We start from the raw sequence: 12,558 nt of genomic DNA on the forward strand, positions 1-12,558 counted from the left end.
ACGAGGTCGAACGTGCGTGAATCACCTCATCTGACCAGTGTGGCTTCCGTCGCGGCAGCGGGATCGCATCTGTCGCTCGCGGTGCCGAAGCAGCGCGCCGCCGTCGCGCGACAGCTGCTGTACGTCGCGCGCACGCCCGACGAAACGCTGATCGCGCATCTGAAAAGCCGCGGCTGGCAGGTCGCGGCGGCGCGCTCGGCGCACGAACTCGGGCGGCTCGTGAAACCTGACATCGCATGCGCGGGGATCGTCGATCTGGCGAGCTTCGCGCCGCGCGACATCGGCGGGCTCGAGGCGAGCCTGCGTCAGCAGCAGATCGGCTGGATCGCGCTGGCGACCAACGAGCGGCTCGACGATCCGCTCGTGCGACGCCTCGTGCGCCACTACTGCTTCGACTTCGTGAAGCTGCCCGTCGCGCACGCCACGATCGACTATCTGGCCGGCCACGCGTTCGGCATGGTCGCGCTGTGCGACCCGGAACTCCCGCCGCCCGTCAGCGAAGCGGGCGACGAGGAAATGGTCGGCACCTGCGAGGCGATGCATCAGCTTTTTCGCACGATCCGCAAGGTCGCGAACACCGACGCGAGCGTGTTCATCGCGGGCGAATCGGGCACTGGCAAGGAGCTGACCGCGCTCGCGATCCACGAGCGCTCGCCGCGCCGCAAGGCGCCTTTCACGCCGATCAACTGCGGCGCGATCCCGCCTCATCTTCTTCAATCCGAACTGTTCGGCTACGAGCGCGGCGCCTTTACCGGCGCGAATCAGCGCAAGATCGGCCGCGTCGAGGCGGCAGACGGCGGCACGCTGTTTCTCGACGAGATCGGCGATCTGCCGCTCGAAAGCCAGGCGAGCCTGCTGCGCTTTCTGCAGGAAGGCAAGATCGAGCGGCTCGGCGGACGCGAATCGATTCCGGTCGACGTGCGCATCATCTCGGCGACCCACGTCGATCTCGACGGCGCGATGCGCGAGGGCCAGTTCCGTGCGGATCTGTTTCATCGCCTGTGCGTGCTGCGCGTCGATGAGCCGCCGCTGCGCGCGCGGGGGCGGGACATCGAGATTCTCGCGTACCACATGCTGCACAAGTTCAAGACCGACAACGCGCGCAAGATTCGCGGCTTCACGCCGTCGGCGATCGAGGCGCTCTACAACTACAACTGGCCCGGCAACGTGCGCGAGCTGATCAACCGCGTGCGCCGCGCGATCGTGATGGCCGAGAACAAGCTGATCTCGGCCGACGACCTCGACCTCGCGGGCTACACCGAGCAGGAAAGCATGACGCTCACGCAGGCGCGCGAGGCTGCCGAGAAGCGCGCGATCGAGGCCGCGCTGCTGCGCCATCGGCACCGGTTGAACGAGGCGGCGGTGGATCTGAACATCTCCCGCGTGACGCTGTATCGGCTGATGGGCGTGCACGGCTTGCGCGAACCGGGCAGCGCCGACGACAAGGGAGCGCTCCCCGCGGACGGGCCGGCGCGGGCGTGAGCGGCGGGTACGCGTCGGTGTGGATCGACGGCTCGGGTAGAATCGCCCGGTTACCCTCCTCTTTCCATTCGATGACGACGCTCACCCTGATCGTCGCTCGCGCCAGCAACGGCGTGATCGGCCGCGACAACCAGTTGCCCTGGCGACTGCCCGAAGACCTCAAATTCTTCAAGCGCACGACGATGGGCGCGCCCATCATCATGGGCCGCAAAACGCATGAATCGATCGGCCGGCCACTGCCGGGACGCCGCAACATCGTCGTCACGCGCGATGCCTCGCGACGCTTTCAGGGCTGCGACACCGCGACCAATCTCGACGAAGCGCTCGCGCTCGCCGCGCAGGACCAGGCGCCGCAGGCGTTTCTGATCGGCGGCGCAGAGCTCTACGACGAAGGGCTGCGCCATGCGGACAAGCTGATCGTCACCGAAATCGCCGCCGACTTCGACGGCGACGCGACCCTCCCCGCGATCGACCCGCAAGTGTGGGAAGAAATCGCGCGCGAAGCGCATCACTCGAATGCGCCCAACGACTTCGATTACGCATTCGTCACTTATCAGCGCAAGGACGTCTGAGGGCGCGCGCCGCGCAAGCGATAAAAAACGCCACGCAACGTTCAGTTGCGTGGCGTTTTCGTTTGATACGGGGCTGCGTTGGAACGCGCCGTGCGGCTTACTGCCCCGCGATGGTCATCCGCTCGATCAGCACCGAGCCGGTCTGCTTGGTGCCGCGCGTGATCGTATCCGCGCCGATCGCGACGATATGGCGGAACATCTCCTGCAGCGTGCTCGCGACCGTGATTTCCTCGACCGGATACTGGATCTTGCCGTTCTCGACCCAGAAACCCGACGCGCCGCGCGAGTAGTCGCCGGTCACGTAATTGACGCCCTGCCCCATCAGCTCGGTCAGCAGCAGACCCGTGCCGAGCTTCTTCAGCATCGCCTCGAAGTCGTCCTCGGGGCGCGTGTTCGAACTGAGCAGCGACAGGTTGTGCGAGCCGCCCGCGTTGCCGGTGGTCTTCATGCCGAGCTTGCGCGCCGAGTAGGTGGACAGGAAGTAGCCCTCGACGACGCCGTCCTTCACGACCGAGCGCTGGCGCGTGCGCACGCCTTCCTCGTCGAACGGCGCGCTGCCCATCGCGCGCGCGACGTGCGGGTCTTCGACCACCTGCACGTGCGGCGCGAACACCGGCTTGCCGAGGCTGTCGACCAGAAACGAAGTCTTGCGATACAGCGCGCCGCCGCTCGTCGCCTGCACGAATGCGCCGAGCAGGCCCGCCGCGAGCGGCGCCTCGAACAGCACCGGCACCTTGCGCGTGTCGAGGCCGCGCGCGCCGATGCGCGCGAGCGCGCGCTGCGCCGCGTAACGACCGACCGCTTCGGGATCGGCGAGTTCGTCGGCGCTGCGCGTCGACGTGTACCAGTCGTCGCGCTGCATGTTGCGGCCGCTGCCGGCGATCGGCGCGCACGCGACGTAGTGGCGCGAATACGGATAGCCGGCGAGGAAGCCGCGCGAGGTCGCCAGCACGAACTGCGAGTGCTGTGCCGACACGCTCGCGCCTTCCGAGTTCTTGATCTGCGGATCGGTCGCGAACGCGGCGTCTTCGGCGCGGCGCGCGATTTCGACCGCTTCGTCGGCGGACAGATTCCACGGGTGGTACAGATCGAGGTCGCGCGGCGCGGTTTCGAGCAGCTCGGCTTCGGCGAGGCCCGCGCAATTGTCTTCGGCGGTGAAGCGCGCGATGTTGTAGGCGGCCGCGACCGTGTCCTTCAATGCCTGCGGCGAGAAGTCCGAGGTGCTCGCGTTACCGCGTTTGTTGCCGATAAACACCGTCACGCCGACCATCTTGTCGCGGTTGTGCTCGATCGTCTCGACTTCGCCGCGCCGTACCGAGACGGACAGGCCGTCGCCTTCGGAGATTTCGGTCGCGGCGTCGGTGCCGCCGAGCGCCTTCGCGTGACGAAGGATGTCCGAGGCGATTTCCTTCAGCTCATCCTGGGTATGCGGAAAAAAGCGCTGCTTGACGTCCATGTCTGCTGCCATTGTGGTTGCCGTCCTGATGGGGCCGCGCGGCCCTGGGTATGCACACCGTATTCGGGGCAGGCGCGCGGGTGCGGGATAAATGCATCCCGCGATCATAGCAAGGTACGCGCCGCCGCGGGTCGGGCCGGCGCGGCAAGTTACAATACCGGCATGACACGCAAAACCCGCATTCAACCGATCGAATCCGTCGTCACGGAAGTCGACGAAAACGGCTACGATCGTCCGAGCAAGTCCCAGGTCAAACGCGAAATGCAGGCGTTGCAGGATCTGGGCTTGGAACTCGTCGCGCTGCCGAAAGACGCGCTCAAGCGCATGCCGATGCCCGAAAAGCTCGACGAAGCCGTGCGCGAAGCGCGCCGCATCACCGACCACGAAGGCAAGCGCCGCCAGATCCAGTACGTCGGCCGCGTGATGCGCTCGCTGCTCGACACCGAAACCGCCGCGCTGCGCACCGCGCTCGACACCTACAAGGGCATCAACAAGTCGGAGACGGCGAAGCTCCATTGGATCGAGCGCACCCGCGAAAAGCTGCTGGCCGACGACGCCGCGCTGACCGAGTTCATCCGCCAGCACCCGAGCGCCGACCCGCAGCAGGGCCGCACGCTGATCCGCAACGCGCGCAAGGAAGCGGAGCAGAGCAAGCCGCCGCGCTACTTCCGCGAGTTGTTCCAGTGGATCAAGAGCGCGGCCGGCACCGACGACGAAGCGCAAGAAGCGCACGAACCCCAACCTCGCCGCGGAAGACGACGATGACGACCGCGACGCCTGATCGACGTAAGCAACGTCAGCACCCCGACGAAATCGTGATCGGCCTCGTGTCGATCAGCGACCGCGCGTCGACGGGCGTGTACGAGGACAAGGGCATTCCGGCGTTGCAGGAGTGGCTCGGCGCGGCCTTGAGCTCGCCATGGCAGGTGGTCACGCGGCTGATCGCCGACGACGCGCCGACCATCTCGGCGACGCTGATCGAGCTGGTCGACGAAGTGGGCTGCGATCTGGTGCTGACGACCGGGGGCACCGGACCGTCGCGCCGCGACGTGACGCCCGAGGCGACGCTCGCTGTCGCGACCAGGGAGATGCCCGGCTTCGGCGAGCAGATGCGGCAGATCAGCCTGAATTTCGTGCCGACCGCGATCCTGTCGCGCCAGGTCGCGGTGATCCGCGAAACCGAACGACACGCCGCGCTGATCATCAACCTGCCCGGCCAGCCGAAATCCATCAGGGAAACGCTGGAAGGCCTGCGCGATGACGGCATGGTCAAGGTGCCAGGGATTTTCGCGGCGGTGCCGTACTGCATCGACCTGATCGGCGGCCCTTACGTAGAAACGAACGTCGACGTGGTCAAGGCGTTCCGGCCGAAAAGCGCGCAACGCGCGCCGCGGCAAGACTGAGGTTCGAGGTTCGGGGCCTGCCCGTGCAGGCCCGCGCTTTACTGAGCGCTCGCGGCGGCGTCCGGCGCCGACGGCACGAGGAAATGCTCGCGGTAGTACTTCAGCTCGTCGATCGACTCGTGGATATCGGCCAGCGCCGTGTGCATCGCGCGCTTCTGGAAGCCCTTGTAGATGACCGGCTGCCAGCGCCGGCACAGCTCCTTCAGCGTACTCACGTCGAGGTTGCGGTAGTGGAAGAAGCTCTCCAGATCCGGCATCCAGCGCGCCATGAAGCGGCGGTCCTGGCAGATCGAGTTGCCGCACATCGGCGACTTGCCCGGCGGCACGTACTGGCCGAGGAACTCGCGGATCTGTGCGGTCGCGTCGGCCTCGCTGACCGTCGACGCCTTCACGCGATCGATCAGCCCCGAGCGGCCATGCGTGTTCTGGTTCCACGCGTCCATCTTCGCGAGCGTTTCATCGCTCTGATGAATCGCGAGCACCGGACCTTCGACCATCCTGTCGAGCGTCGAATTCGTCACCACCACCGCGATCTCGATGATGCGGTCGGTGTCGGGCTCGAGCCCGGTCATTTCCATGTCCAGCCAGACGAGATTCATGTCGCTGCGCACGAGCGGCGGCTGTTCGGTGGATGCGAGGATGTCAGTCATGAAGGCAACCCTGAGGGCCGCGCGGCGGGCTTCGCTGGAAACCCGCGCGGCGCGGCATGTGTTCGTTTGAAATCGATTGGCGCGGTTCGAGCCGGGCCGGCCGCGCCAAAGCGCCGCCCTGAACTGCTACCCGGAGCTCGTGCGTTGAACCGTCGCTTTAAACCGTATCTCCGCCGCGAGGCGGGAAGAAACATATAATTCTCGCATAGATACCACGGAATCCCCGGATGCCTACCCTGTACTTCACCGCCCTGTTCGTCGTCGCCGTCGTCGCGATGGTCGGCACCAAACTCTGGCTCGCGTCGCGGCAGATCCGCTTCGTCGTCGCGCATCGCGAACAGGTGCCGAGCCAGTTCGCGAACACCATCGCGCTCACCGCGCATCAGCGCGCGGCCGACTACACGGTCGAGCGCACGCGGCTCGCGATGGTCGAGATCGTCGTCGGCGCGGCCGTGCTGATCTGGCTCACGCTGCTCGGCGGCGTGCAGATGCTCGATCTCGCGATCTCCGACTGGCTCGGCCGCGGCTACGTCGGTCAGATCGCGCTGGTTGCCGCTGTGATCGCGATCACGAGCGCGATCGACCTGCCGTTCGATTACTACCGGCAGTTCGTCGTCGAGCAACGCTTCGGCTTCAATCGCATGAGCAAAAGCCTGTTCTTTTTCGACCGTCTGAAGGGCGCGCTGCTCGGCATCGCGTTCGGCCTGCCGTTGTTGTTCGTCGTGCTGTGGCTGATGAACCGCGCGGGCAACCTGTGGTGGCTGTGGGCATGGGTCGTGTGGGTCGCGTTCCAGATGTTCGGCCTGCTGATTTTCCCGACCTTCATCGCGCCGCTCTTCAACAAGTTCGAGCCACTGAAGGATGAAGCGCTCGTGACCCGCATCGAGGCGCTGATGAAGCGCTGCGGCTTTGCCGCGAAGGGCCTGTTCGTGATGGACGGCAGCCGCCGTTCGGCACACGGCAACGCGTACTTCACCGGCTTCGGCGCGAGCAAGCGCATCGTGTTTTTCGACACGCTGCTCGCGCGCCTGTCGGGCCGCGAGATCGAAGCGGTGCTCGCGCACGAGCTCGGCCACTTCAAGCGTCGTCACGTGATGAAGCGCATGCTGGTGACGTTCGCGATCAGCCTCGCGATGCTCGCGCTGCTCGGCTGGCTGACGCAATGTGTGTGGTTCTACGAAGGGCTCGGCGTGCGGCCGTCGCTCGTCGGCGGCAATAGCGGACTCGCGCTCGTGCTGTTCTTCCTCGCGCTGCCCGTGTTCATGTTCTTCGTCACGCCGCTTGGCAGTCTCAGCTCGCGCAAGCACGAGTTCGAAGCCGACGCGTTCGCGGCGACGCAAACCGACGCGCACGATCTCGTCAACGCGCTCGTCAAGCTGTACGAGGACAACGCGTCGACGCTGACGCCCGATCCGATCTACACCGCGTTCTACTATTCGCATCCGCCGGCCTCGCAGCGGATCGACCGACTGCTGCAGCACGCATGAGCGGCCGCGCTCCGAAGAAGGCGTCGCGCGGCGCGTCGGCCACCGCATCCGGCATGTACGGCATGCGCACGGGCGGCCTCGTGGTGGCCGCGCACGGCCGCCACTATCTGGTCGCTCCTGAAGACGGCGGCGCGTTGCTGCAATGTTTCCCACGCGGCAAGCGCAGCGAGGTCGCGGTCGGCGATCGCGTGATCTATGAGCCGACCTCGGCGGATCAAGGCGTGATCGTCGAGATCGGCGAGCGGCGCAATCTGCTGTATCGCTCGGATCAGTACAAGTCGAAGCTGTTCGCCGCGAACCTCGACCAGTTGCTGATCGTGCTCGCCACCGAGCCGCATTTCAGCGAGGATCTGCTCGGCCGCGCGCTCGTCGCCGCCGAGGCGAACGAATTGAAGCCGCTGATCGTGCTGAACAAGATCGACGTCACCGATGCTCTGGACGGCGCGCGCAAGCGGCTCGAGCCGTATCGCGCGCTCGGCTATCCGGTGCTCGAAGCGTCGATCCGCATGCAGCCCGAGGCGGCACGCGCCACGCTGACCGAACATCTGCAGGGTCACGCGACGCTGCTGCTCGGCCAGTCCGGCATGGGCAAATCGACACTCGTGAACCTGCTGATTCCCGATGCCGAAGTCGCGACGCGCGAGATCTCGACCGCGTTGAACAGCGGGCGCCATACCACGACGTTCACGCGTCTTTATCCGCTGCCGCAGTCGGAGGGCACGACCGGCGTGAATGGCGTCAACGGCGCGGCCGGCGCGCTGATCGACTCGCCGGGCTTTCAGGAATTCGGCCTGCATCACCTGAGCGAAGGCCGGCTCGAACGCGCGTTCCCCGAGTTCCGGCCGCTGCTGCCAAACTGCCGTTTCTATAACTGCCATCATTTGCACGAGCCTGGCTGCGCGATCCTCGAAGCCGTCGCCGACGGGCGTATCCGCCGCGAACGGCATGCGCTTTATGCGCAGCTCGTGCACGAGGCGAGCCAGATTGTCCGCTGACATGAAACTGATGCGCGCGCCGAACCTGATCATCGGACAGCATTGGGTCAACGTGCTGGAGACCGCGGGCATCGCTTGCGAGCTGCACAACCGCTATCTGAACGGTGCGCTCGGCGAGATTCCGGCCGACCAGTGCGCGCCGGAGTTGTGGCTCGTCGATGAACGCGATGAGGCGATCGCGCGGCGGCTGATCGAAGCGGCCTCGCGAGGACCGGCACCGGGCGCGCCTCCATGGCAATGTCAGCAGTGCGGCGAGGTGCTCGAGGCGCAGTTCACCGTGTGCTGGCAATGCGGGACCGTGCGCGATCCGTTGAAGGGGTGAAGCGGAGTCGGGAATTGAAGAAGCCGGGCATTGCCCGGCTTCTTCTTGTGCTGCGCGCGTGGTCTCGCCGCTTCAGGCGAGCCACACCGCGATGGTCAGCATCAACAGCAGGATCATCCACAGTACGACTGCACGCCACACCAGCCCCACTGCCGATTGCAGCGTGCGCGGCGTGCAGTCGTCGCCGACCTGCATCGGACCGCCGTCGCCGGTGGCGAGCGCGTCGAGGCTCGACGGCTCCGCGAGTGGCCCGGCCAGGCGCGCGCCGAGCGCCCCGCTGCCCGCGGCGAGCAGCACGCCGTCGTTCGTATCGGGCCACTGCCGCGCATGGTTGCGCCACGCGTAAATCGCATCCTCGAAATTGCCGACGATCGCAAAGCCCAGCGACGTCAGCCGCGCCGGCACCCAGTCGATCACGAAGAACGCGCGCTGCGCGAAGCTCGAAAACGCGACGGTGCGGTCGTCGGCCGGCCGCGCCCATGCGCGCGCGAGATATTCCGCGCAACGGTACAGCACCGCGCCAGCGGGACCGACCGGAATCAGGAACCAGAAGAACACGCCGAACACGTGACGATGCGACGCGACCACCGCGTGGATCAGCGTGTGACGCACGATCTCGCTGACCGGCATGTCGACGGTCTCGAGCCCCGTCCATTCGTTGAGAATTTCGCGCGCGCGTGGCACGTCGTCGTTGTTCAACGCGAGATGGATGTCGGTGAAGTAATGGCTGAACTGCCGGAAGCCGAGCGTGAAGTACAGCACCACGACGTTCCACAGGAACGCGAGCATGAAGTGAATGTGATACAGCACGTAGTAGACGAGCGCGACCGCGAGCGTCCAGGGCACCACCACGACGAGCCACGCGAGCAGACCGTGACGTTGCTTGCCAGCATCGAATCCGTGCGCCGCCGACTCCGCATGGTATTGAAGCAACGCGGACAACGGATTGTTCGGCGACAGCGCGCGTACCTGTTCAATGATCAGAGCCAGCAATACGGAGAAAAAAGTCATGCGATGCGCCGTGCTTTTTAAGTTTTTTACGATTGTTTTATAACGATAGCACAGGGTCGGATGAGTCTGAACGCGGATGCTGACAAAGCGCCGACAAGTGCGTCGTTCGCGCAACTGTGCAACGTCGACGCGGCGATGCGAGTCACGTAATTTATGCGGCGAGGAACCGATACAGGTTGCGCAGCATCGCCGCCGTCGCGCCCCAGATGAAATGATGGCCGCCTTGCACCGCTGCTGGCGTGACCGTCTGCGCGTGGTGCGCGCCGCGCTGCTCGGCGGCCTCCGGAGCCGCCGTCAATTCGCCGCGCGGATACGGCATCGCGAAGAAGCGGCGCTCTCCGCCCTCGTAGCGGAACAGGCGCTCTTCGTGGTTGGACGGGTCCATCAGGAACGCGAGCGGCACTTCGAAGACCTCGGCCACTTCGAGCGTATCGATCTCCAGCGAGAACGGCGGGTGCACAAGAGCGACGACCGGCGACACGCGAAAGCCGGTGCCAGTGAGATAGTCGGGCAACGCGCCGAGAACTTCGACGCGCGACGCGTCGAGGCCCACCTCTTCGCGCGCTTCGCGCAGAGCCGTAGCAGTCGCATCAGCGTCGAACGGTTCCTGGCGGCCGCCGGGAAAACTCACCTGACCGGCGTGATCGTTCAGATGGTCCGCGCGCTGCGTGAGCAACACGGTAAGACCATGCGCGCGCACGACGAGCGGCACCAGCACCGCGGCCACGCGCGGATCGAGGTCGGTATTGCGCCACGGCGCATCGGCAATTTTCTCGGGTGTCCAGGCAAGCTGCCGATCAAAGCGCGCCCGCAGTGCATCGGGCGTCAGACGCTCGCGCGCGACCGGTGGCAGATCGGCGCCTGTCGCGATGACAGGCAGAGTTTCGGGCTCAAAGACGGGGCGGATCAACGGGTCTCTCTGATGAGCGTGGACATGCCGCTATTTTGACCTGGCCAACAAAAAAGCACCCGCGAGGGGTGCTTTTTCTTACAGCATTTACGCTTGGGAAGCAGCGCGGTCTTTCGAGACCAGCTTTTCCTTGATTCGAGCCGACTTGCCCGAACGCTCGCGCAGATAGTACAGCTTCGCACGACGCACATCGCCGCGACGCTTGACGACGATGCTAGCCAGCAGCGGCGAATACGTCTGGAACGTACGCTCGACGCCTTCGCCCGACGAAATCTTACGGACGATGAACGACGAATTCAGACCACGGTTACGCTTGGCGATCACGACGCCTTCGTAAGCCTGCACACGCTTACGCGTGCCTTCAACCACGTTCACGCTGACGATGACCGTATCGCCCGGACCAAAATCCGGAATGGTCTTTTCGCCGAGAACGCGCGCGATTTCTTCCTGCTCGAGTTTTGCAATCAGATTCATCACTGACTCCTAGATCCATCTTGTCGGCGTTCGTACCTGCCTCACGCGCTTACTGCGTTGGGCTACGGCCCCGATAGAGGATGGGTTCACATCTGGCACCGCACACGCATGCACGACACCGCCTTGTGTCCGCTCGAAAGACCGGGGCCTCAGGCCTTCGGCTCTTCCTTCGCGAGACTCGCGAGCCACGCCTCGTCGGCACGGCTCAGCATTCTGTTCTTTCTGGCCTTCACGATCAGATCGGGCCGCTTGTTCAACGTGTTGCGCAATGCTTCGCGCCGCCGCCACGCTTCGATTTCCGCATGATGGCCGCCGAGCAGCACATCAGGCACCCGCACGCCCTCGTATTCCTCGGGACGCGTGTAGTGCGGACAATCGAGCAGCACATCGACGAAGCTATCCTGCACCGCCGACTGTGAGTCGTTCAGCACGCCAGGCAACTGACGCACGACCGCATCCATCAACGCCATCGCGGGCAACTCGCCGCCCGACAGCACGAAGTCGCCAAGGCTTACTTCTTCGTCGACTACACGGTCCAGCAGACGCTGGTCGATCGCTTCGTAGCGCCCGCACAACAGGATCAGACCGGGTTCGGCCGCGAACTTCATCACGCGCTCGTGATTCAGTGTGGCGCCTTGCGGCGACATCATCACGACGCGCGCCGCGCCGATGCCCTGCTCCGACTGCGCCGCCTTCGCGGCACTGATCGCGTCTTCGAGCGGCCGGGCCAGCATAACCATGCCGGGGCCGCCGCCGTATGGGCGATCGTCGATCGTGCGGTAGTTGTCGGTCGTGAAATCGCGCGGATTCCACGTACGCAACCCATAGCGCTGCTGCTTCGCGGCCCGGCTGGTGATACCCCAGTCAGTCAGCGCGCGGAACATATCTGGAAAGAGCGTCACGACATCGAACTGCATCGCTCTCCCCGCTCAACGATAGATTTCAATAGTCAGCTTCCCAGTCGACGACGATATGCTTTGCCGCCTGGTCCACCGTTTTGACAAAGACGCCGACGAACGGGATCAAACGCTCGCCTGCGACCGGCTTGCCGTTTTTGTCGGTAGCCGGATATTCGATGCGCAGCACCGACTGCGCGCCGTTGTCGATCATGCTGGCGACTTTGCCGAGGTTGAGCCCGGCGAGATTCACCACGTCCAGGCCGATCAGATCGACCCAGTAGAATTCGTCGGCTTCGAGCGCCGGAAATTCGCTACGGCCGATGTATACGCGGGAACCGCGCAAAGCCAACGCCGTATCGCGGTCAGCGACGCCACCCAGACGGGCGACCACGCTGTCGCCATGTGTTTTGGCCTGCAAGGACGGCGCCGATTTGCGCTCCTGGCCTTTCAGCAGCCACCAGCGCTCCGCGCTCAGCAAGACGTCGCCGCCTTGCCCGCCATCCGCATGCGCGGCTACCTTGACCCAGCCTTTGAGACCATAGGCGTCGACGATTGCGCCGAGTTCGACCGCATCGGCCGGCCAGCTTGCCGCCGTTTCGATGCGCATTTCTGCAGCTTCGAAATCGGCGTTCGCGGCATTGGCTTGCGCCTCTTTCGCCTTGCCGTCGGTTCGTTCGACCGGCTTGCGGACGAATGCACCGAACGACGCCTGACCAGACGCCTTTGCGCGCGAAGCTGCCTTGACGCTACCAGAACTGCCGGAATCACGCTCAGACATCGAATAACCTCGACAACAACTTCGCAGCCTGCTTTGGCGTCTGCTTCAGTAAAACAAATTGCGCATCGGACTGCTCACGCGAGTTGCGCGAGCCGCCGGCCGAACCGACGACGATACGC

General features: G+C 65.0%; 14 protein-coding genes. 7 read left to right on the forward strand and 7 right to left on the reverse strand.

Features of this window, described 5'->3' with window-relative positions; all coding sequences use genetic code 11:
- Positions 1-12 precede the first annotated feature (12 nt).
- Positions 13-1,482 carry a sigma 54-interacting transcriptional regulator gene (locus tag OKW40_RS11275; RefSeq protein WP_429489730.1) on the forward strand — a complete coding sequence of 490 codons (1,470 nt, stop codon included), beginning with the start codon at positions 13-15 and terminating at the stop codon, positions 1,480-1,482.
- 71 nt (positions 1,483-1,553) lie between these two features.
- Positions 1,554-2,054: a dihydrofolate reductase gene (locus OKW40_RS11280; protein ID WP_184061487.1), complete on the forward strand. Its 501-nt coding sequence runs from the start codon at positions 1,554-1,556 to the stop codon at positions 2,052-2,054.
- A 97-nt stretch (positions 2,055-2,151) separates the two neighbouring features.
- Here OKW40_RS11280 and pmbA read toward each other — a convergent pair whose 3' ends face one another.
- Positions 2,152-3,522, reverse strand: a complete 1,371-nt coding sequence (gene pmbA, locus OKW40_RS11285; RefSeq protein WP_026225964.1) for a metalloprotease PmbA — start codon at positions 3,520-3,522, stop codon at positions 2,152-2,154.
- A gap of 150 nt (positions 3,523-3,672) precedes the next feature.
- Between pmbA and yjgA the strand changes: the two genes are divergently transcribed.
- Together yjgA and mog are read left to right on the forward strand one after the other, a co-directional pair.
- On the forward strand, positions 3,673-4,275 hold the full coding sequence (gene yjgA / locus OKW40_RS11290; RefSeq protein ID WP_429489732.1) for a ribosome biogenesis factor YjgA: 603 nt from the start codon (positions 3,673-3,675) through the stop codon (positions 4,273-4,275).
- The gene (mog, locus tag OKW40_RS11295; RefSeq protein WP_090801264.1) at positions 4,272-4,913 is read left to right on the forward strand and encodes a molybdopterin adenylyltransferase; all 642 of its coding nucleotides are present in this window, start codon (positions 4,272-4,274) and stop codon (positions 4,911-4,913) included. Before yjgA ends, mog begins: the two co-directional genes overlap by 4 nt.
- A gap of 38 nt (positions 4,914-4,951) precedes the next feature.
- Here the strand turns inward: mog and orn are convergent, their stop codons facing one another.
- Positions 4,952-5,563 carry an oligoribonuclease gene (gene orn, locus OKW40_RS11300; RefSeq protein ID WP_090801266.1) on the reverse strand — a complete coding sequence of 204 codons (612 nt, stop codon included), beginning with the start codon at positions 5,561-5,563 and terminating at the stop codon, positions 4,952-4,954.
- 227 nt (positions 5,564-5,790) lie between these two features.
- Between orn and OKW40_RS11305 the strand changes: the two genes are divergently transcribed.
- The 3 genes from OKW40_RS11305 to OKW40_RS11315 are packed head-to-tail and all read left to right on the forward strand — an operon-like array spanning position 5,791 to position 8,367.
- A complete protein-coding gene (locus OKW40_RS11305) occupies positions 5,791-7,050 on the forward strand; it encodes a M48 family metallopeptidase (RefSeq protein ID WP_090801268.1) in 1,260 nt (419 codons plus the stop codon).
- Positions 7,047-8,045 (forward strand): ribosome small subunit-dependent GTPase A, encoded by a 999-nt coding sequence (rsgA, locus tag OKW40_RS11310; protein WP_429489735.1) that lies wholly within the window; start codon positions 7,047-7,049, stop codon positions 8,043-8,045. The genes OKW40_RS11305 and rsgA overlap by 4 nt, the downstream gene beginning before the upstream one ends.
- 1 nt (position 8,046) lies before the next feature.
- Complete coding sequence (locus OKW40_RS11315; RefSeq protein ID WP_184006321.1) at positions 8,047-8,367, forward strand: DUF2007 domain-containing protein; 321 nt, start codon at positions 8,047-8,049, stop codon at positions 8,365-8,367.
- A gap of 72 nt (positions 8,368-8,439) precedes the next feature.
- On the opposite strand, the gene OKW40_RS11320 is transcribed toward OKW40_RS11315, so the two are convergent.
- The 5 genes from OKW40_RS11320 to rimM form a co-directional block, all read right to left on the reverse strand.
- A complete protein-coding gene (locus tag OKW40_RS11320; RefSeq protein WP_090801273.1) occupies positions 8,440-9,378 on the reverse strand; it encodes a CobD/CbiB family protein in 939 nt (312 codons plus the stop codon).
- Positions 9,379-9,529: 151 nt separating this feature from the next.
- Positions 9,530-10,288: an NUDIX hydrolase gene (locus OKW40_RS11325; protein ID WP_184061363.1), complete on the reverse strand. Its 759-nt coding sequence runs from the start codon at positions 10,286-10,288 to the stop codon at positions 9,530-9,532.
- Positions 10,289-10,375: 87 nt separating this feature from the next.
- Positions 10,376-10,762, reverse strand: a complete 387-nt coding sequence (gene rplS, locus OKW40_RS11330; protein WP_013090115.1) for a 50S ribosomal protein L19 — start codon at positions 10,760-10,762, stop codon at positions 10,376-10,378.
- Between the two features lie 149 nt (positions 10,763-10,911).
- On the reverse strand, positions 10,912-11,679 hold the full coding sequence (gene trmD / locus OKW40_RS11335; protein ID WP_429489737.1) for a tRNA (guanosine(37)-N1)-methyltransferase TrmD: 768 nt from the start codon (positions 11,677-11,679) through the stop codon (positions 10,912-10,914).
- 25 nt (positions 11,680-11,704) lie between these two features.
- Positions 11,705-12,439 (reverse strand): ribosome maturation factor RimM, encoded by a 735-nt coding sequence (gene rimM / locus OKW40_RS11340; protein WP_429489739.1) that lies wholly within the window; start codon positions 12,437-12,439, stop codon positions 11,705-11,707.
- Between the last annotated feature and the right edge of the window lie 119 nt (positions 12,440-12,558).

This window comes from Paraburkholderia sp. RAU6.4a, from assembly GCF_050435625.1.
Taxonomy (GTDB): Bacteria; Pseudomonadota; Gammaproteobacteria; order Burkholderiales; family Burkholderiaceae; genus Paraburkholderia; species Paraburkholderia tuberum.